This window comes from Nitrobacter hamburgensis X14 (assembly GCF_000013885.1).
In the GTDB taxonomy this organism is placed as follows: domain Bacteria; phylum Pseudomonadota; class Alphaproteobacteria; order Rhizobiales; family Xanthobacteraceae; genus Nitrobacter; species Nitrobacter hamburgensis.
This window is the reverse complement of the sequence record NC_007964.1, coordinates 730,001-749,819: the sequence shown is the minus strand read 5'-3', so window position 1 is coordinate 749,819 and position 19,819 is coordinate 730,001. Positions and strand designations below refer to the sequence as shown.

Genomic DNA, 19,819 nt, shown 5'->3' with positions numbered 1-19,819 from the left:
TAGGAATACGCTCCCAGGAAATGAAGGGGAGCCATGGATTTGAAGCCGATGGCATGGCCGGCCCAAATCCCTTAAAGAGCGCTATGCCTGCTGTCCCGGATGCGGCCGTCGCCGCCCTTTACCGCTATCCCGTCAAAGGCCTATCCGCCGAACCCCTGCCCCGTGCGACGCTCCGCCCTGGCGAGACCGTTCCCGGCGACCGCAGCTATGCCATCGAGAACGGCCCCATCGGTTTCGACCCGGCCGCGCCTCGGCATTTTCCAAAGGCCAGGTTCCTGATGCTAATGCGCGACGAGCGGCTCGCCGCGCTCCATAGCCGCTACGACGACGCCAGCCGGATGCTCACCATCCACGCCAACGGCGAGGAAGCGGTGCGCGCCGACCTCGGAACCGCCGACGGTCGCGCTGCGGTCGAACGGTTCTTCGCCGCCAACTTCACCCGGGAACTCAAGGGACCGCCACAGGTTCTCGTCGGCAACGGACATAGTTTTTCGGACGTCGCAAGGAAGGTGGTCTCGATCATCAACCTCGGCAGCATCGCCGCCATCGAGACAATGGTCGGGCAGCCGGTCCACCCGCTGCGCTTCCGCGCCAATCTTTACGTCCGTGGCTGGCCGGCCTGGAGCGAACTCGACCTGCTCGAGCGCACGCTCGCGATCGGCGACATCCGGCTCAAGGTGGTCAAGCGCATCGTCCGGTGCACGGCCACCAACGTCGACCCGGAGACAGCAGTTCGCGATCTCGACATTCCGAACACGCTGACGCGAACGCTGGGGCATCGCAATTGCGGGGTCTATGCGGAAGTCGTCACCGGCGGCACGGTCAGGATCGACGACAAGGTCGAAACGCTTCGGGAATCACGCCCATGAACGGCGACCGCAGCAGTTCTTCCTTCTCCCGTGCTCCCGCCGCAGGAGAAGGTGGCACGGACGACGTCCATGAGGGATGAGCGGGGCTTGTCAAAAAACTTGCCCCGCCCGCCCTGGTTCACCGAGGCGCCCTCTCCTGCAAGAGGATAGGGCGAAAACGGCACCACACGCCTCAGTTCGGCACCACATAGGCGTAGACGCGGCTGCGCGGATAGACCGACTCCGCGACGCGACGGCCGTGATTGCCCGATACGACAATGGGATTGCCGCGCCGATCGACGCCGCTGACGACGCCGACATGGCCGCCGCCGCGTCGGCTCATGACGGCGATGGCGCCAACCTGCGGGCCGGAGACCCGCCGCCCGTAATGCGCGAACGAACTCGCCATATCGGAGCCCGTTCCCCGATGCCCGGAGCGCGCCAGAACCATGTTCATGAAGCGCGCGCACCAGAGTCGGCTGCGGCCGGTGGGATTGCCGCCGATATAGCGGCGCGCTTCGGAAACGATATTCGACACGAAGCCTCCGTCCGAAAATCCGGTTTCGTCCGCACGCGAGCGCGACACCCGCGTGTGACGGTGCCTGTGCTGGTGATGGCGATACCGGTGGTGACGGCGAACGTGATGATGGTGTTTGTGGTGATGAACGTGCGCGTGATGTCCCGCACGATGATGAGGCCTTGCCGAGGCCGGAGCCGCGAATGCGACGACCGCCAACGAACACACCGCCAGTGCCAGGATACGCGGCAGCCGGCGAAACGCAACTAACTGAAACATACATGCACCCCTGTGACACCCTCCGGTGTCGCGCGATCCTTAACAAAGAATCACCGTACCCGCCTAAAAAGGTTAAATATGTCTAAAACATGGCGTCGATACGATAATTTCACGTCAAAGAAGTCGCACGCTGTATTGCGACAGGAATATCGGCACGCGAAAACATGGCTGAACGGCACTAAACGCAGAACACACCCACGCACGTTTTCGTCTGTCGTCGTTTTACTTCCCATGTCTACGACTAACCATCGGCAAACAATCCTCTTCATGGAATCGACATGCCGTGACGCCGCGACCAAAGACAACGCGCGCCTCTCCTTCGAGGAAACCGGCACCGGCATGCCGGTCCTGTTCGTGCACGATTTCGCCGCGAGGCTTCCAACAGCCATGCAAGCCGGGAGCGGAGCGCGACTTCTCGCGCAAACGCCGCAGCATCACTGACCCGGCGCGGTAGGATATTCCGTATCGGACAGTTCCTGCTACGAGGACTTCCGCGACGATGCGATCGCAATCCTCGACGATCTCAAGACCAAGACCGCGCGTCGGTCAGCCGCTGGCGCTCACCGAGGTGATCTGTCGGTGGGGGCGTATTCGTCCCTGCAAGTCGGCATCAAGGCGCCGAAGCGCGCGCTGTCCTGACACGCACCGGCGCCGGCTCGGGATATGAGGCGGCGAAGCCCGACCAAGGTCCGCGCCGAGTGCCGCCGAAGCACCAAGCAACTTGAAACAGCAGGCGCTGCCGGCTTCGCGAACGACTATGGCCACCGGCCGGGCCAGAGCGTTTTCGAGCGAAGTGGGTGCCGTTCGCGGGAAGAAAGCGCGTCAAATCAAAATAATAGAGACCGCTTCTGATTCCATCAGAAGCGAAAACGCTCCAGGTGGCGTTCGGGATCAGGGACCGGTCGATGTTTGCTACTCGTTCTTCTCTCCTCGGCTGAGCAGAAACACGCCCTGCTCCCCGAACATGTTCCAGAACCACCACGGCGCGTTGAACCGCAGCGGCCGGCCGTAAAGATCGAGCGCGACCGCACGCTCCATCTTGACGTTGATCTCGCCGCAGAGCTGGACGAAATCCTTGATGGTGCAGAAATGGATGTTCGGCGTATCGTACCACGTCGCCGGCAGGTTGTCCGTGCGCGGCATGTGGCCGCCGACCAGAAGCTGAACACGCATCTTCCAGTAGCCGAAATTCGGGAACGATACGATGGCGCGGCGGCCGATCCGCAACAGATTTTCCAGCACCGCCTTGGGCTGCCGCGTCGCCTGCAGGGTCTGCGACAGGATCACATAGTCGAAGGCGTCGTCGGGATAGTTGACGAGGTCGGTGTCGGCGTCGCCCTGCACCACCGCGAGCCCCTTGGCGACGCAGTGATTGACGCCCTCGCGCGACAGTTCGATGCCGCGGCCGTCGATGCCGCGTGTCTCGAGCAACTGCAAAAGGTCACCGTCGCCGCAGCCAACGTCCAGGACCTTCGAATTGGGCGCGATCATCTCGGCCAGCAGGAGATGATCGCCGCGATAGCAGCCGCCCGTCAGCGGCGCGACGTCATTCAGCGGCAGGGTCGGTTGCTCGACGCTCATGTCACTCACCTGCGGCCGCCAGACCGCGGGTCTTTCCCGCCGATACCAGGAACGCATGCGCGATGTCGAAAAATTCGGGAAGGTCGAGCAGGAAGGCGTCGTGGCCGCGATCGGTCTCGATCTCCGCGAACGAGACCCGCGCGCCGCCGGCATTGAGCGCATGTACGGTTGCGCGCGATTCGGAGGTCGGGAACAACCAGTCGCTCGTGAACGACACCACGCAGAACCGTGTCCGCGTATCGCGAAACGCGGCGGCCAGCACGCCGTTATGATCGGCCGCGATGTCGAAATAATCCATCGCCCGCGTCAGATAGAGATAGCTGTTGGCGTCGAAGCGCTCGACGAACGACGACCCCTGGTGGCGCAAATAGCTCTCCACCTGAAAATCCGCGTCGAACGAAAACGTCGGCAGATCGCGATCCTGCATCCGCCGTCCGAACTTGCGATGCAGCGCCGCGTCCGACAGGTAGGTAATGTGCGCGGCCATCCGCGCCACGCCGAGACCCCGGTGCGGATAGGTGCCCTGCTCGACATAGCGGCCGTCGCGCCAGTCGGGGTCGGCCATCACCGCCTGCCGTCCCAACTCGTGAAACGCGATGTTCTGCGCGGAGTGGCGCGTGCTGCATGCGATCGGCAGCGCCGAAAACACGCGCTGCGGATAGGCGACGCACCACTGCAGCACCTGCATGCCGCCCATGGAACCGCCGACCACGGAAAACAGCGTGTCAATGCCGAGGCGATCGATCAGCATGGCCTGCGCGCGCACCATGTCGGGGATGGTGATGACCGGAAAATCCAGCCCCCATACCGTGCCGGTTGCAGGATTGGTCGAGGCGGGACCGGTCGAACCCATGCAGCCGCCGATCACGTTCGAGCAGATTACAAAATACTTGTCGGTGTCGAGCGGTTTGCCGGGCCCCACCAGGGTCACCCACCAGCCGGGCTTGCCGGTGACCGGATGAACGTTGGCGACATGCTGATCCCCGGTCAGCGCATGGCAGACCAGGATGGCGTTGGACTTTCCGGCGTTGAGTTCGCCGTAGGTCTGATAGGCGATCTGGAAAGGCGCGAGATCGATGCCGCAATCGAGCGGCAGCGGTTGATCGCCGGCGAACATCGCGACCTGCGAGGTGGGATGGTCTGCTTCCTGGGCTCGATACTCGGCGTGAGCCGGGGTCGGTACCGATTGCGCGTTTACCATCCTGACACTGACCTCCTCCGAGGCTTCGAAGAAACCGCGGATTACAGGCCATAAAAAACCGGCCTGAACATGGGTTCGGCCGGGATCAGGATTTTGCTGTCCCCGGCCTGTTTAGCGAGTTGTTTAACGTGGCTGCAAGCCGGCCGGCTCAAATGACCACGGAATGATCGGAACCTAATCCTAGATGCCTTTTTCGTCAAGATAAGGCCCATGCAGCCGCGACTCTGACGATCGCAGACCCAGGCGGGCCATGTTTTCTTTGCTTTCGTACGCCTTCTTTCCTATCAATGCGGCCCGTGGTGGAACTAAGCGCGGCCGACGAATTACCCATGACCAAGGCACCCCCGGCGCCGCCCTCGCTCGACGAGCTGCGCAAAGAGATCGACGCCATCGACGAGCAGGTTCACAGCCTGCTGATGCGACGCGGCGACATCATCGACCGCCTGATCTCGGTGAAGCAGACCCAGGAAATCGGCTCCGCGTTCCGCCCGGCGCGCGAAGCCGACATGATGCGCCGTCTGGCGCAGCGTCATCGCGGCATCCTGCCGCTCGACACCGTCGAGAGCATCTGGCGCGTCATCATCTCGACCTTCACCTACGTGCAGGCGCCGTTTTCGCTGCATGCCGATCTATCGCTCGGCGAATCCGCGATGCGGGATTCCGCACGCTTCCACTTCGGCTTCACGGTGCCCTTTGTGCCGCATTTCAATGCGCAGGCGGCCGTGGAGGCCGTGGCGAATTCGAAAGGCGACCTTGCCCTGGTCTCGGCGACCTCGAGCCGTGCGCCATGGTGGCTCGCGCTTGAGACCGAGGGCGCGCCGAAAATCATCGCCCGCCTGCCCTTCATCGAGCGCGCCGACCATCCGGCTACGCTGCCGGTGTTCGTGGTCTCGCGCGTCGCCGACAATGCACGGGTCACTGAAGTGGAGACCTGGAGCGTGCGCGTGTCCGGCTGGAATGCCGATACCGCCCGTGCGCTGTCGCCGCTCGCCGAGATCGTTGCCGTGCCCGATACCGCCTTCGACGGCGCTGCGCTGCTGGTGTCCGTCACTGGAGGCACCAGCCTCGACACGATAAAATCGGCGCTGTTTGAGGCGGGCGCATCGGTCCGTTCGACGGCCCTCGTCGGCAGCCACGCAACACGCTATACGATGCCTTCCAGCGGGGCGTCCAAAAGTTAAGTCCCGCTAGCGCGTATTCCGCAAAAGCGGGATACCGGTTTTGCGATCGAATACGCGCGAGCTATTGATCAAGAGGATTTTCTTACGGCTAACCGGATTCCACTTAGCCGGAAAATGCTCTAGTCCGGAGTCCATGATGTCCCGACCGGTGCCGAATCCCGGCATTCTCGATATTGCGCCCTATACGCCCGGCAAGAGCCCGGTGCCGGAAGCGGGCCGCAAGGTGTTCAAGCTGTCAGCCAACGAAACGCCGTTCGGCCCCTCGCCGAAAGCGATGGACGCTTATCGCAATGCCGTGGCGCATCTTCAGGACTATCCGGAAGGCACCTCGCGCGTGCTGCGTGAAGCCATCGGGCGCGCCTACGGCCTCGACCCCGACCGCATCATCTGCGGCGCGGGATCAGACGAAATCCTCAATCTGCTGGCGCACGTCTATCTCAGCCACGGCGACGAAGCGGTTTCGACCACGCACAGTTTTCTGGTGTATCCGATCGCAACCACCGCAAACGGCGCGGAAAACGTCGTCGCGCCGGAGGTCGACTACACCGCCGACGTCGACGCGATCCTTCAGCGGGTGACGCCGAAGACGAAAATGGTCTGGCTCGCGAATCCGAACAACCCGACCGGCACCTATCTGCCGTTCGACGAGATCAAGCGGTTGCACGGCGGGTTGCCGCCGCATGTGCTGCTGGTGCTCGACGCCGCCTATTCGGATTATGTGTCGCGCAACGACTACGAGCTCGGCATCGAACTGGCGGCGACCACCGGCAACACGGTGCTGACGCACACATTCTCCAAGATCCACGGCCTTGCCGCGCTACGGATCGGCTGGATGTTCGGCCCGGCGCACGTCGTCGATGCGGTGAACCGGATTCGCGGACCGTTCAACGTCTCGACGCCGGCGATGCTTGCGGCCGCGGCCGCGATCGGAGACACCGCACACGTCCAGATGTCGAAGGTTCACACGGAAAAGTGGCGCAACTGGCTGACGGACGAAGTGACAAAGCTCGGCCTCAAGGTGACGCCGAGCGTGACCAACTTCATCCTGATCCACTTCCCGACGACGAAGGGCAAGACCGCGTCTGAGGCCGACGCGTTCCTGACCAAACGCGGCCTCGTGCTGCGCGCGCTCGACAATTACGGTCTGCCGAATGCCCTGCGCATGACCATCGGCACCGAGGAAGCCAACCGCCTGGTGGCGGACGGCTTGCGCGACTTCATGGCGCAGAAATGACCGCAGCGCCCTTATTCCAGCGGGTCGCGCTGATCGGCTTCGGCCTCATCGGCGGTTCGATCGCGCGCGCGGCGCGCGCGCAAGGCCTCGCCGGCGAAATCGTCGCCACCGCACACTCCGCGAAGACGCGTGCGCGGGTGGCGGAGCTCGGCATCGCCGATCGCGTGGTGGAAACCAACGCCGAAGCCGCTGATGGCGCCGACCTCGTGATCCTCTCCATTCCGGTCGGGGTGTGCGGAGCAGTGGCGCAGGAGATCGCATCTCACCTCAAGCCGGGCGCCATCATCTCCGACGTCGGATCGGTGAAAGGCGCCGTCGTCCGCGACATGGCTCCGCACCTGCCCGCCGGGGTGCATTTCGTGCCCGCGCATCCGGTGGCCGGGACCGAGCACTCGGGTCCGGATTCCGGCTTTGCCGAGCTGTTCATCAACCGCTGGTGCATCCTGACGCCGCCTGAGGGGACGGATCCCGCCGCGGTGGACAGATTGCGCGCGTTCTGGACAGCGATCGGCGCCAGGGTCGAGACCATGACGCCGGAGCATCACGATCTGGTGCTGGCGATCACCAGCCATCTGCCGCACCTGATCGCCTATACCATCGTCGGCACCGCGGAAGAACTCGGAGACGTCACATCCTCCGAAGTGATGAAATTCTCCGCCGGCGGCTTCCGCGACTTCACCCGGATCGCGGCGTCCGATCCCACCATGTGGCGCGACGTATTCTTGACCAACAAGGACGCGGTGCTGGAGATGCTCGGCACCTTCAACGAGGACCTCTCCAAGCTGACGCGCGCCATGCGCCGCGGCGATGGCGAAGCGCTGTTCGAGCATTTTACCCGAACCCGCGCGATCCGGCGCGGCATCGTCGAGATCGGTCAGAACTCTGCTGCCCCCGACTTCGGGCGGCTGCAAACGAGCGCGACGAAGAAGAATTCCTGAAGCGGTTCCCGACTATACGAATTCAATCCGTGCTCCTGCGTCATGCGCGGGCATAGCCGTTCGAAGAACGGCGTCGCTTCCGCTCGCCTATGACCCACGCATCCATCTTCTTCTGAGATGATGGATTGCCGGGTCAAGCCCGGCAAATCGAGACGTTTCCGTCCAAGTGTGAAACCCCTTAAGCGCGTTCAGAACAGCGGCGGCGTCTGGGCGACTTTCAGTGACCCGACGAAGACCGCGCCGTCGACGAACCGCAACGGGAAGGAGCGCGCTTTCTTGCCTTCCAGCGTTGCCTCCTGACCAATCGCGGCGAGGCCCGCAGCGACGCCGACGTTGGCGTTCTCACGCACCGCCTTGCCCAACCCCGGAATCGCCCGATCCAGCGCACCGAACAGATTGTCGATATCCTGTGTCTTCACACCCGGCGCGACCTTGTCGAGAGTGTCCTGCGGCACGCCCTGCTCGAGCATTTTCTCGATTCCGAGTGCCGGAATCACCTTCTCGAAACCGGTCGCGGTCATATGCAACTCACCGTCCAGGCGTCCATTAGCGGTGAGGCCAAGCGAGCCGGCGGCGATCGCAATCAGATCGCCCTGCTGGATCCGCGACTGCATGATCTCGACGCGGCCGCCCGCCGCCTGCATTTCGCGGAACCGCTCCGGCCAAGGCTTTGGCGTGAAATCCTTCAGCCCGTGCACCATCGCGCGGACAACGGCATCGAACGGCTTGGTCAGCACCGGATGAACGTCCCGAAGGCTTGCCCCGGTCAATTCGAGGACGGTCTCGATCGTCGGGTAATCCGGTTTGGAGTTCTCCGCGATGCGGCCGTGAAGCTCCACATGGCTGGCGCGCGCAACAGGGGTCTGCGCCGGGGCCGCGATGCGGTCGATCGCCAGATCGTCGAATACGATATCCGCACTCTGCGGAGTGCCGGGCAACCCGACGATGCTGCTGCGTGCAGTCTTCCAGTTGACGACCATCACCGGCTGCCCGTTCTGCGACAGGGTCGCCGGAGCCTTGAACTCCGCGATCAGCAGTTTCGGAGTGTAGATCTGCGCGATCACCAGAATGTCCCCGAGCCGCGCGGTCAGGGGCGCTATCGCCGCCTGATCGGCGGTCTGGGACTTCAGCTCGACGGTCGCATCCTCGCAATGAACCTCCAGCCGGAACGGGAATCCCCCGAGGGTCCGTTTGGCACAATCATAGATGCGCCCGGACGCGGCTTCGCGCGCGCGCCAGGCATCGACGGTCTGATCGACCTGCGAGGCCGCATAGAACCAGAACGCGCTCCACGCCGCGGCGGCGATGACCACCAGAACGGGCATGACGAAAATGGGCCAACGACGGTACTTGGAAGGGGCGACGGTGGTGGCGGTCATGCGCGGAGGTAGACCCATGAATTTTGTCAAATCGGCGGTCGGCTCGGACAATAGTCGCGCCGTTCCGGTAAAACCAGCCCCTTCAGCCGCGAGACAATGCTCCCAATTAATAACTTGCACGTATTCTGATCGCAAAACCGGTATCCACTTTTTGCGGAATACGCGCTAGGCGTGCGCGAGATGAATGCGCAACGACAATTCGAGCCGCCTTCCGGCCCTTCCGACGACGACCTCTGGGTGTTCGCTTACGGTTCGCTGATGTGGCGGCCGGGGTTCGATTTTGCCGAGCAGGTCCCCGCGCGATTGATCGGCGAGCACAGGGCGCTCTGCGTCTATTCGTTCGACCATCGCGGAACGCCGGAAAAGCCGGGGCTGGTTCTCGGGCTCGACCGCGGAGGCGCCTGCCGGGGCATCGCGTTCCGGGTTGCGGCCAGCCGGCGCGAGGCAACGATCGCTTACTTGCGCGGGCGCGAGCAGACCACCCACGTCTACCGCGAGGTGATGCGCTCCGTCTGGCTCGCGGACGACGCCCGCCGGCGGGTCAGCGCTTTGGCCTACGTCGTCGATCGCGGTCATGTCCAGTATGCCGGACGGCTGACGCCGGCGGAACAGGTCCGTTACGTCAGGCAGGGCCACGGCCGCTCCGGGAATAATCGCGACTACGTGCAGTCCACCGTGAAGTCGATCGAGGCACAGGGCTTTCGCGACGCGAAACTTCACCAGTTGGCCGAATTGCTGCGCGACGATACGCCGATGCGCGACTAGAGCCTTTTCGCTTCTGATGGAATCAGAATCGGGCTCTATGATTTTGATTTGACGCGTTTTCTTCCCGCGAACCGGTATCCATCCTCGGGTCAAGCCCGCGGACATGCTTCGCTCGAAAACGCTCTAATCCGCCGGCGCGTTCGGCACCCGCCCGAACAACCGCGCCTGCTCGCGACGCCCCGCCTCGACCAGGCTGCCGGTCGCCCCCTCGATCGACGCCGTCAGCCGCGACATGAATTCGGCGCGCCGCAATCCCGGCGGCAGCGGATCGAGGAACTCGACCGTAATCGTTCCCGGATAGCGCAGGAATGTCCGGCGCGGCCAGCACAGACCGGAATTGAGCGCCACCGGCACGCACGGCACCTCGCACTCGGCATAGACCAAGGCAACACCGCTTTTGTACGCCGGCGGCGCCCCGACCGGACGCCGCGTCCCTTCCGGGAAAATGACGAGCTGACGCCCGCGATGCATCTGCTCCTGCGCCATCCTGGCCAGCATCTTGAGCGAGCGCATGCCGGCCTTGCGGTCGATGCCGATCATGCCGGCCTTCATCAGGTACCAGCCGAAGAACGGAAGCCATGTCAGTTCGCGCTTGAGAATGAAGATCGGCTGATCGATGAGGCTGAACAGCGCGAAGGTCTCCCACATCGACTGATGCTTCGAGGCGATGATCACCGGCCCTTTCGGAATCCTCCCGGTGCCGAGAATTGTCACGCGCGTGCCGCAGATGACGCGCATCAGCCAGATGTTCCAGCGTCCCCAGGCCTTCACCACGCCGACAAGGGCCGCACGCGGCATCACAAACGTCGGCAGCGCGGCGACGATCCAGATCGCCATCGTCAGATAGAACAGGACGTTGAAGACCAGCGAGCGCAGAAAGATCGACGTCATCGAAAATCCAATTCCGTGGCGCAGGTCACGACCCCGGCCGTCGCGGCTCGACCGATCCGGTCGGCTGATCGCCGATCTCGGGGGCGAGTTCCAGGCCAAGATAGGCCAGGCGGACCCGCACCTCCGCGGCGAGATATTTGGCATACTCCGATAGCAAGAGCCGCAAGGTCGCGCCACTCGTCCACCACGGCTCTTCGCGCCACTTGTCGCCGATCACCGCAAACGGAATCAGGGTGATGTCCGGCATCGCGTACGATAATTCGACGATGGCGCGGGGCATATGATAGTTCGAGGTCACCACGATCAGCGAGCGGAAGCCTTGCTCGTCGACCCAGCGCCGCGTCTCGCTGGCGTTGCTCCGGGTGTTGACCGCCGAGCGATCGAGATCCACGCAGCAGGTTAATAGCCGCTGGTTGTCCGGCAACGAGCGTGAAATGTCGCTGACCCCGTTGGTCGGATGGACTCCCGAGATCAGCAGCCGCTTGCCGTAGCCGCCGGCCAGCAGCTCGACCGCGTCGGAAATCCGCGACGATCCGCCGGTTAGCACAACGATGCCGTCGGCATTGCTGGCGGGCTTGGTCTCGACCCCGCGCAGTTGCGACAGAAATCCGACGAAACCCACCGCCGCTCCGACAAAGCCGATCCCGGCGGCGGCAACCACGGCCGCGAGCAACGTGGCGCGACGCCGCGCCGGCGCCCGGCGCGAGGTTTCCGGCTTGTCATGACGGGCTTGTTCACTCATCCGTTCGATGTTCCTGGTCCACCCGAGTTTAGTGCGTTTCGGGGCGAAGTGGAATCCGGCCGCACCGGGAAAGGCGGGAGGCCGGAAACAGCCGCTCAGTCGATATCGTCCAGCGTCGCAAACAAGGTGCGGCGGGAGGCGAAGGCAGTGATCGCCGCGATCAGGACCGTCTGCGCCGCCAGCACGAGATAGCCGGAGGGACGCAGCGAGAATGTGCCCAGCAGCGCCGCGAACTGATCCCCGACCGGCGTTCCGGAGAACCAACTGGCGATCGATTCGGAGAACCCGAACATCAGCATCGCGGCGACGCAGCCGATCACGCCGCCCTTCAGCCCGAGCCGCAGGAAATGCCGCAGAAAGCGATTGGCGATGTAGCGATCGCTCGCGCCGACGAAATGCAGCACCTCGACGATCGGGCGATTGGCCGCCATCGCGCCCCGGGTTGCGAAGGATACCGAGATAATGGTCGCAATGATAACCAGGGCAAGGACACCGATCCCGGCGAACACCGTCGCGCCGGTCATCGATCGCATCCGGTCGATCCAGGCCCGATGGTCGTCCACGCTGGCCGATGGCGCCAGTTGCGTCACACGGCTGCGAAGCCCTTCCAGGTCGAGCCTGGTTCCCGGCGCGGCGCGAGCCACGATCATGCGCGGCACCGGCAGATCGTCGAGCGACAGACCGCTGCCGAGCCACGGCTCCAGCAGCTTGGCGGACTCCTCCCTGGTGTACGGCCTGACGTCGAGGATACCCGGCTCCGCGCGCATCGCGCCGGCGACCGCGGTGACGTCGCGCTCGATGTCGCGCCCGGCGACAGGACGCACCTGGATGGTGATTTCGCTCGCGACCTCCGACTGCCAGTCCGCGGCAGAGGCGCTGACCAACAGCACCGCCCCGGTCGTGATCGAGGCCAGAAAGGTCATGATGGCAACGACGGCCACCAGCGCGCGGCCCGCGATCGAGGCGCGCGGCACGATCGGCGACATGTTGCGCGCGCGGGCCGGCACCTGCGGGCGTTCGCGCCCGAGATCCATCAGAACACCGTGGTCGTCGCCCGCGTTACTCATAGATGTGCAGCCGTCCCTGATGCAGCACCAGCCGCCGCGCGTCATACTGGTCCATCAGCGTGATGTCGTGGGTGGCGATGATGACCGCGGTGCCGGTTTTGTTCAACTCGATGAACAACCGCAGCAACCGCCGGCCGAGCGTCGGATCGACGTTGCCGGTCGGCTCGTCCGCCAGCAGAAGCTGCGGGCGCGCGATCACCGCGCGGGCGATCGCCGCGCGCTGCTTCTCGCCGCCGGACAGGATCGGCGGCAGCGCATCCATGCGCTCGCCGAGACCGACCCATTTCAGAAGATCGATCACTTCGCGCCGGTAGGTCGACTCATCGCGCCCCATCACCCGGAACGGCAATGCGACGTTCTCGTAGGTGGTCATGTGATCGAGCAAGCGAAAGTCCTGCAGCACGATGCCGATACGCTGGCGCAGATCGGCGATCGCGTCCTTGTCCAGCAACGAGACGTCCTGACCGAACAGGTTGACCAGCCCCCGCGTCGGCCGCAGCGACAGAAACAACAGCCGCAGCAGGGAGGTTTTTCCGGCACCGGACGGGCCTGTGAGGAACTGGAACGAATGGGCGGGAATCTGAAAGCTGAGGTCGCGCAAAATCTCCGGGCCGAGCCCGTAGCGCAAGCCGACATTTTCGAACCGGATCAAGCCTGGCTCCGTTCGATGGACGCGGGACCGGACAGACGGCGTCACCCCGGACTTGCGCGTCTCCGCGGTCTTTTTCGGAACGGCAGCCCTCGATCGATCCCGTTGTGCGTCGGTTATGGTTTCCGATTCGTTAACGGTCGGCGCATAGACTCCGGACAGCGTTATTCCGGCGAGTCGTCCATGCACATCGTCTGCCCTCATTGTACGACATCCTATGCGGTCGATTCCGCAAGTTTCGGCGAAGCGGGCCGTACCGTCCGCTGCGCGCGCTGCAAGGAAACCTGGCGGGCGATGCCTGAAAATATTGCCGTCACCGAGGTACGCGTCCCTTCGATGGCGGAAGCGGAAGCGGACGCGGCGGAATGGAATTATCCGCCGCAGACCAGCGACATCCCCTCCATCGACAGCCCGCCTATCGCCAGCGAACTGCCGCAATCCCCAGAACTCGGAGGCTTGCAGCAGGATCTCTCCGGCACCGGGACGACGCCGGCACAACAGGACAATACGCCTCAGGACGACAAGCGTCCGCGCTCGACCGCCACCTCGCGGCTCGGCGCCCGGCTCAAGCCCTCATTCGCGCTGCGCCTGCCTGCGGTCAATCTGAACACAGTCTGCGTCGCGATGGCCGCCGTGGTGCTGGCCCTGATCATCTGGCGCGCCGAGATCGTGCGGCTGCTGCCGCAAACCGCAATATTCTATCGGCTGGCCGGGCTGGAGGTAAACTTGCGTGGATTGGCGTTCAAGGACGTCAAGATGTCGACCGAAACCGTCGACGGCAAGCCGGTGCTGGTGATCGAAGGCATGATCGTCGCGCAAACCCGCAAGCCGGTCGAACTGCCGCGTCTGCGCTTCAGCGTCCGCGACGCGCACGACACGGAGATTTACGCGTGGAACGCGGTGCTCGAGCAGCCCGCGCTCAAGCCCGGCGAGAGCGCCTGGTTCCGTACACGGCTGGCATCCCCGCCACCGGAGGGCCGCAGTATCGATGTTCGTTTCTTCAATCGGCAGGACCTTGCCGCGGGAGGCGGAGCGTAACTCGTGGCCCGTGTTCTGATCGCCGACGACGAGGACTCGATGCGGTCGCTGGTGGCCCGCGCCGTCGCCATGGACGGCCACGAGACGGTGACCGCGGCTGACGGCGCCGAAGCGCTGGATATTTTGACCGGCGACGCGCGCGGCTTCGATCTGCTGCTCACCGACATCAAGATGCCGATCATGGACGGCATCGCACTGGCGCTAGCGGCGGCGCGCGATTTCCCCGACCTGGTCATCCTGCTGATGACGGGCTTCGCCGATCAGCGCGAGCGCGCGTCCGGTCTCAACGCCATCGTCCACGACGTCGTCACCAAGCCGTTTTCGGTGGCCGATATCCGCGCCGCCGTCGCCGGCGCGCTGAGGGCACGCCAGATGGACAAGCGTTAACGGGACGATCAGTAATCCTTGAGCAGCCGCTCGATGTAATCGAGTTCGACCTTCGGCCGTGACGGATCGGCGAGGCGGCGGCGCAACTCTTCGAGAATGCGGCGGACCCGCTGCACGTCGATTTCGCCGGGAATCCTGACGCTCGAATCATTGCCGAATTCCCGGCCATGCAGCGGCCGCCCCAGCGGGTCGGTCTGATTGCCGCCGTTCTGCCGGCCAGCCTGGCTGCCCGGACCATCCTCAGCCTGCCCGTCACCCTCGCTTTGCTGCATGGCTTCGGCAAGGCTCCTGGCGCCCTTGCGCAACGCCTCAAGCGCCCGGCCTTGGGCGTCGACGGCGTCATCGGCATTGCCTTCGCCAAGCCGACCGTCGGCCTCGCCCATGGCGGAATCGGCCTGACCGAGACCGTCCCCGCCGTCCTCCTGACCGGCCTCCTGCCCCTGCCGGCCACGCTGGCTCGGCCCCATTCCGCGTTTGGCGAGTTCCTGCTGCAATGTCCTGAGCCTGTCGTGCAGCGCCTGCTGATCCTGCTGCAGGTCACCCATGGCTTTCTGGCCGTCGCGCTCGCGGTCGTGATCGCGAGGCAAATCCTGACCCTGCTTGTAGGTCCTGTCGCGCAACTGCTGCTGCTTGCGGATCATGTCGCCGAGTTCGTTCAGCGACTGCTGCATGTCGCCGTCCTGGCTTTGGCCCGGCTGCGCCATCTGCAGGTTCTCGAGCATCTGCTGCAACTGATCCAACAACTGCCTGGCGGCGTCCTTGTCGCCGGAGCGCGACAGGCGCTCCATGCGCTCGATCATGTTGTCGAGGTCCTGCGGGCGCATAACCTTTGTGTTGCGATCGAGCGGACGCGCCAGTTGCTGCGGATCGTTGCGCATCTGTTCGGCCAGCTGCTGCAGGTACTTGTCCAGCGCCGCGCGCAGATTCTCGGTGAGCTTCTTGATCTCCTCGTCGCTCGCGCCGCGTTCCAATGCATCCTTCAGCGCGTCCTGCGCCGCACGCAGCGCCTTTTCGACGTCGGTGATATTGCCATCCTCGATGCTGACAGCGAGCGCCCAAAGACTGGCGACCACCTCGCGCAACTGCGCGTCGGTGCGTGCCTCCTCAAGCTGCCTGGTCACGCTGTGAAGACCGAGATATTCGCCCACCTTGGGAGTAAACACCTCCGGCGCGATCAGGAGGGCATCGAGCGCGGTATAGACCGGGGCGTTTTGATTGGCGTCCAGCGCCAGAATACGGCGCTGCTCGATCAGCGCGCGCGCAAGCGGTTTGGTGAATACGCGTTCCGGCAGGCGCATGTCGAACGGCTCGCTGCGTCCCTCGTTCCCGGCGTCGTCGCGCGCGGTCAGCGTCAACGTCACATCGGCGCCGGCATAGGGACTCTCGCTCAGATCCTTGACGATCTGCCCGACCCCGTTGCGGGTTCGCGCATTCGGCAGCACCAGCGCGAATTGCGGCGCGTCGAACAGCGGACGCGCAGTCGCACCGTCCTTTGCAGCGGATTCGGTTCGGGTCGAAAAGACCGCATGGGCTTCGGTCACGCCGTAGTCGTCCTCCATGCGATAGGACAACTGCAACGATCCGCGCGCCTGACGTTCCGGATGCTTCGCCAGCGATATGGCCGGGGCGCGATCGGGAACCGCGCTGAATGTCCATTGCGGTTGCCCCGACGGCGCACGCACACGGGCCGTGCCATCCGTTGCAATGGTGAAATGCCGCTCGTTGGTGCCTTCCGGAGGCTTGTCGGCCGAAGCCGATTCAGTCACGCCGCCGCCGACCGCGACGTCGAGGCGGCCTCCGCTCGAGCGAACGATCAGCGTGCTGCCCGCGGGCACCGGGAGCGCCGCGGTATCGGATGACGCAGCATCCTTGTTGGTCGCCGACAGGATGATCGGGGGCTTGCCGGTATACGGCGGCGGCGCAACCCAGGCATCGACCCTGACATTGGCCGACGCCAGCACACCGTTCCAGTCGAACGCGGCGGCCACCCGCTCGGTTCGTTCGCCGCCAGCGGCGATAAAGGTTGCGACCATCAGCACCATCACCAGCGCGCGCAGCGCCCAGCGGTCATGCATCACCAACCGCGGCGACGGCAGTCCGGCGCGAATACGTCTGATCGAGGCCAGCGTGCGCGCGCGCTGCGCCTGCCACAACGCCAGCGCGACCGGATCCCGGGTCGCCAGCGTGTCGGCAAGCGCGGTCACCGGACGATGACGCGTGCCGGCGCTGCGGTCGAGCCGGCTCAGCCCCTCCTCGCGGCTGGGCCAGCGAAACCAGACGAGCGGCAACAGAACGGCCAGCGCCAGCAGGACAAATGCAGCAAGGGCAACGGCGCGTCCCGCCGCCGGCAGCACAAGCCACAGGCCGGCCCAGGATACGGCCAGAAACAGCCCCGCGACACTGAGGAGCCGCGCCAGATGCGGCCAGACCCTTTCCCACGCGATCGCCCATCTTGCGCGCCGCAAGGCTTGCGTCAGTCCAGGCCCTGCCGCCGCACGCCGGCCGCGGTCCTGACTGGATGGATCTGGGGTTGCGCCGCTCAACTCACTCTCCGGGCTGCTGGAGCCATTCCGGCTTTGATGGAACCAAAGCCGGGCTCCAGCTTTTTGTTCTAACGCGTTTTCTTCACGCGAACCGGTACCCACTTCGCTCGAAAACGCTGTAAAACAGCACCCTACCACGGCGGCGGCAATGAGGCATCGGCGGCCGGGCCATAACCCGCCAGGTTCGCAAGCCGGAACTGGTATCCGCTTTGCGCGAACACGGTCAGTCGAACAAGCTCGGCGTGTGATTGACGGCCGCGCCCTCGATGGCGAGCATTTTCAGCTTGGTAGCAACGCCGCCGTTGGCAGAGAAGCCTCCCGGCTTGTCGCCGGCGGCGAGCACGCGATGGCACGGCACCACGATCGGACACGGATTGCGGCCGAGCGCCTGACCGATATCGCGCGACAGCTCGACGCCGCCGAGGCGTCTGGCGATGTCGCCATAGGTCATGGTCCGGCCCGGCGGAATGGTGCGGGCGATGTCATAAACGCCGAGATCGAATTCGCAGACGCCGTCGAGGTCGAGCACCACGTCGGACAAATCCTTCGGCTTGCCCTCAAGCAATGCGATCATGCCGTCGATCGCGGTCTGCACACCGGCGGGCGGGATCGCCTCCGCGAGCCTGCCATAGCGCTGACGGATGCGCGTGCGGGTCTTGTCCTCGTCCGACAGCGGCAATTGCACCGCTTTGATGCCGCGCGCGGTCCAGACGATGCCGCATGCGCCGATCGCAGTATCGAACAGCGCGAACTTGATATCCCTCACGTCTTCACTCATGGCCCGCTCCATCTGCGATGCCGAGCGACGATTTCCAGGGCCGGGCCGGACCTTTACGACGCGACGGCGCGCTCCATCGCCACTTCGGCCTTGAGGTGGTCGATGTCACGGTAGATCGAGGACACCGCCAGCACGCGGCCCTGATGCTTGTAGCGTAGCAGGCAATCCCGGTCCGCGACGCTGCCCTCGACCTCGATCTGGTCCCACTTCAACGCGTGGCCGACATAGTTGATCGGCACGTCGTAGTGCTGGCTCCAGAAGAACGGCACGGCGTCGTACTTTTCGCGGTGTCCCAGCATGTTGCGCGCGGCGACCTGTCCCTGACGCTGCGCCACCACCCAGTGCTCGACGCGGATGTTTTCCGCGGCATGCGGATCCGGCCAGCGCACGATGTCGCCGGCCGCATAGATACCGGGCACGCTCGTTTCCAGAAACTCGTTGACGAGCACGCCGCGGTCGATCGTCAATCCGGCCTTTTCCGCAAGCTCCAGGCGCGGCTTCACGCCGACGCCGAAGACGACGAAATCCGCCTCCAGCGACCCGCCGCTCCCGAGCGTCACCTTCCGCTCGCCGATCGCGGCGACGGTGTCCTCAAGGTGGAAGATGACGCCATGCTCTTCGTGCAGCGCGCGGACGAAATCGCCCATCTCCGCGCCGAGGATGCGTTCCATCGGGCGCGACTCCGGCGCGACGACATGGACCTCGATCCCGCGGGCGCGCAACGACGCCGCGACCTCGAGGCCAATGAAACTCGCGCCGACGACAACCGCCCGCTGCGCCGTCCTGGCCGCGTCGATGATGGCGCGGCAATCGGCGAGTGTCCGCAGCGTGTGGACGTGCGGCAGGTTGGCGCCGGGAATCGGAAGCCTGACCGGCTCGGCGCCGGTCGCCAGCAGCAGCCGGTCGTAACCGATGCCGCCACCGGTGGTCGTGAGTTGGCGCGCTTTCGGATCGATGGCGGTAACGGTGGTGCGCAGCCGCAGATCGATGCCGGCCTGCTGATAGAAATCGTCGGGACGCAGCGGCAGCCAGTCCTCGGGCGCGGAACCGGCGAGATAGTCCTTCGACAGGTTCGGCCGGTCGACCGGCGCCGCATCGTCGCTGCTCAGTATCACGATGCCGCCTTTGTAGTCTTGCCGACGCAGCATTTCGGCGGCCGCAAAACCGGCCGCGCCGCCGCCGACGATCACGATGTTTTCGGGATGATCCGGCTTCGCGACCTTGGCCGCCGGCCGCTCGCGTTGTCCGCGGACGAAAATCAGACCGTCGCGCTGCTCGACCTCCCAGACGTCGAGCGCGTTGAAGGCAGGCGCGCGGATCGCCTCGCCGGTGCGCAGGTCGAAGCAGGCGTGATGCCACGGACACCGCACGGCGCCGTCAACGACGAGCCCGTCGGCGAGCGGTCCGTGGTAGTGGCTGCAGTGGGCATCGATCGCGAAAATCTCGGTCCCGTCGCGGATCAGCAGAATCTCCCGATCGCCGACATGGCCGACCAGCTTGCCATCCTTGAAAGCGCCGGGATCGACACCCTGCGCCAGGTCGGGTCCACTCGGTGGAGCCTGGTCCTCAGCCATCTCTCTGGTCCTCTCGTAGTTGCGCGGCCGCCGGATTCGCGCGAGCCCATGCGGACAATCGCGATCCCCACACGCACGGTTTCACACCAGCGCGTGTACGGCAAGTTCACACCCGTTAAGAGGGAATGGAAAGAAAAAGGTTCCGCCCGCGCGGGATCGGCTTGCGTATGCGAGCGTTCGCCGAACGCCCATGCCACCGTGCCGATCCAGAAAAGAACCGGCCCAGG

Annotated in this window: 19 protein-coding genes and 1 riboswitch; of the genes, 8 read left to right on the top strand and 11 right to left on the bottom strand. The window is 64.7% G+C overall.

The genetic code is table 11. The features are described 5' to 3' along the window. Positions 1–83 precede the first annotated feature (83 nt). Positions 84–869, top strand: coding sequence for an MOSC domain-containing protein (locus NHAM_RS03530; protein WP_041357659.1), 786 nt, complete (start codon positions 84–86; stop codon positions 867–869). A 172-nt stretch (positions 870–1,041) separates the two neighbouring features. On the opposite strand, the gene NHAM_RS03525 is transcribed toward NHAM_RS03530, so the two are convergent. Then, on the bottom strand, positions 1,042–1,644 hold the full coding sequence (locus NHAM_RS03525) for a TIGR02594 family protein (protein ID WP_011509270.1): 603 nt from the start codon (positions 1,642–1,644) through the stop codon (positions 1,042–1,044). A gap of 267 nt (positions 1,645–1,911) precedes the next feature. On the opposite strand from NHAM_RS03525, the gene NHAM_RS27430 reads away from it, so the two are divergent. Then, positions 1,912–2,085, top strand: coding sequence for a hypothetical protein (locus NHAM_RS27430; protein WP_198136985.1), 174 nt, complete (start codon positions 1,912–1,914; stop codon positions 2,083–2,085). 471 nt (positions 2,086–2,556) lie between these two features. Here NHAM_RS27430 and metW read toward each other — a convergent pair whose 3' ends face one another. Both metW and metX read right to left on the bottom strand, forming a co-directional pair. Then, entirely contained in the window at positions 2,557–3,225 is a 669-nt protein-coding gene (metW, locus tag NHAM_RS03520; protein WP_011509269.1) for a methionine biosynthesis protein MetW, read from the bottom strand. 1 nt (position 3,226) lies between these two features. Next, positions 3,227–4,426, bottom strand: a complete 1,200-nt coding sequence (gene metX, locus NHAM_RS03515; protein ID WP_011509268.1) for a homoserine O-acetyltransferase MetX — start codon at positions 4,424–4,426, stop codon at positions 3,227–3,229. 90 nt (positions 4,427–4,516) lie between these two features. Beyond that, positions 4,517–4,596: riboswitch (SAM riboswitch) on the bottom strand. 159 nt (positions 4,597–4,755) lie between these two features. Here metX and NHAM_RS03510 point away from each other — a divergent pair. The 3 genes from NHAM_RS03510 to NHAM_RS03500 all read left to right on the top strand — a co-directional run bounded on the left by NHAM_RS03510 (position 4,756) and on the right by NHAM_RS03500 (position 7,779). Then, positions 4,756–5,607: a chorismate mutase gene (locus NHAM_RS03510; RefSeq protein ID WP_041358677.1), complete on the top strand. Its 852-nt coding sequence runs from the start codon at positions 4,756–4,758 to the stop codon at positions 5,605–5,607. Between the two features lie 136 nt (positions 5,608–5,743). After that, the gene (locus NHAM_RS03505; protein ID WP_011509266.1) at positions 5,744–6,841 is read left to right on the top strand and encodes a pyridoxal phosphate-dependent aminotransferase; all 1,098 of its coding nucleotides are present in this window, start codon (positions 5,744–5,746) and stop codon (positions 6,839–6,841) included. After that, the gene (locus NHAM_RS03500) at positions 6,838–7,779 is read left to right on the top strand and encodes a prephenate/arogenate dehydrogenase family protein (RefSeq protein WP_011509265.1); all 942 of its coding nucleotides are present in this window, start codon (positions 6,838–6,840) and stop codon (positions 7,777–7,779) included. Before NHAM_RS03505 ends, NHAM_RS03500 begins: the two co-directional genes overlap by 4 nt. A gap of 188 nt (positions 7,780–7,967) precedes the next feature. On the opposite strand, the gene NHAM_RS03495 is transcribed toward NHAM_RS03500, so the two are convergent. Next, positions 7,968–9,158 carry a DUF2125 domain-containing protein gene (locus NHAM_RS03495; RefSeq protein ID WP_011509264.1) on the bottom strand — a complete coding sequence of 397 codons (1,191 nt, stop codon included), beginning with the start codon at positions 9,156–9,158 and terminating at the stop codon, positions 7,968–7,970. Positions 9,159–9,338: 180 nt separating this feature from the next. Here NHAM_RS03495 and NHAM_RS03490 point away from each other — a divergent pair, with 180 nt between their 5' ends. Continuing rightward, on the top strand, positions 9,339–9,923 hold the full coding sequence (locus NHAM_RS03490; protein WP_011509263.1) for a gamma-glutamylcyclotransferase: 585 nt from the start codon (positions 9,339–9,341) through the stop codon (positions 9,921–9,923). A gap of 123 nt (positions 9,924–10,046) precedes the next feature. Here NHAM_RS03490 and NHAM_RS03485 read toward each other — a convergent pair whose 3' ends face one another. The 4 genes from NHAM_RS03485 to ftsE all read right to left on the bottom strand — a co-directional run bounded on the left by NHAM_RS03485 (position 10,047) and on the right by ftsE (position 13,275). After that, positions 10,047–10,814, bottom strand: a complete 768-nt coding sequence (locus tag NHAM_RS03485; RefSeq protein ID WP_011509262.1) for a lysophospholipid acyltransferase family protein — start codon at positions 10,812–10,814, stop codon at positions 10,047–10,049. A 25-nt stretch (positions 10,815–10,839) separates the two neighbouring features. Then, positions 10,840–11,556: a YdcF family protein gene (locus NHAM_RS03480; protein ID WP_011509261.1), complete on the bottom strand. Its 717-nt coding sequence runs from the start codon at positions 11,554–11,556 to the stop codon at positions 10,840–10,842. 95 nt (positions 11,557–11,651) lie between these two features. After that, complete coding sequence (locus tag NHAM_RS03475) at positions 11,652–12,623, bottom strand: cell division protein FtsX (RefSeq protein ID WP_011509260.1); 972 nt, start codon at positions 12,621–12,623, stop codon at positions 11,652–11,654. Further along, a complete protein-coding gene (ftsE, locus tag NHAM_RS03470) occupies positions 12,616–13,275 on the bottom strand; it encodes a cell division ATP-binding protein FtsE (protein WP_011509259.1) in 660 nt (219 codons plus the stop codon). The genes NHAM_RS03475 and ftsE overlap by 8 nt, the downstream gene beginning before the upstream one ends. 180 nt (positions 13,276–13,455) lie before the next feature. Between ftsE and NHAM_RS03465 the strand changes: the two genes are divergently transcribed. Together NHAM_RS03465 and NHAM_RS03460 are read left to right on the top strand one after the other, a co-directional pair. Then, positions 13,456–14,310 (top strand): MJ0042-type zinc finger domain-containing protein, encoded by an 855-nt coding sequence (locus NHAM_RS03465; protein ID WP_011509258.1) that lies wholly within the window; start codon positions 13,456–13,458, stop codon positions 14,308–14,310. 3 nt (positions 14,311–14,313) lie between these two features. After that, positions 14,314–14,697 (top strand): response regulator, encoded by a 384-nt coding sequence (locus NHAM_RS03460; protein ID WP_011509257.1) that lies wholly within the window; start codon positions 14,314–14,316, stop codon positions 14,695–14,697. Positions 14,698–14,705: 8 nt separating this feature from the next. Here NHAM_RS03460 and NHAM_RS03455 read toward each other — a convergent pair whose 3' ends face one another. The 3 genes from NHAM_RS03455 to NHAM_RS03445 all read right to left on the bottom strand — a co-directional run bounded on the left by NHAM_RS03455 (position 14,706) and on the right by NHAM_RS03445 (position 19,592). Then, the gene (locus NHAM_RS03455) at positions 14,706–17,240 is read right to left on the bottom strand and encodes a TIGR02302 family protein (protein WP_011509256.1); all 2,535 of its coding nucleotides are present in this window, start codon (positions 17,238–17,240) and stop codon (positions 14,706–14,708) included. 223 nt (positions 17,241–17,463) lie between these two features. Next, complete coding sequence (locus NHAM_RS03450) at positions 17,464–18,018, bottom strand: methylated-DNA--[protein]-cysteine S-methyltransferase (protein WP_011509255.1); 555 nt, start codon at positions 18,016–18,018, stop codon at positions 17,464–17,466. Between the two features lie 53 nt (positions 18,019–18,071). Further along, positions 18,072–19,592: an FAD-dependent oxidoreductase gene (locus NHAM_RS03445; protein WP_011509254.1), complete on the bottom strand. Its 1,521-nt coding sequence runs from the start codon at positions 19,590–19,592 to the stop codon at positions 18,072–18,074. Positions 19,593–19,819 lie beyond the last annotated feature (227 nt).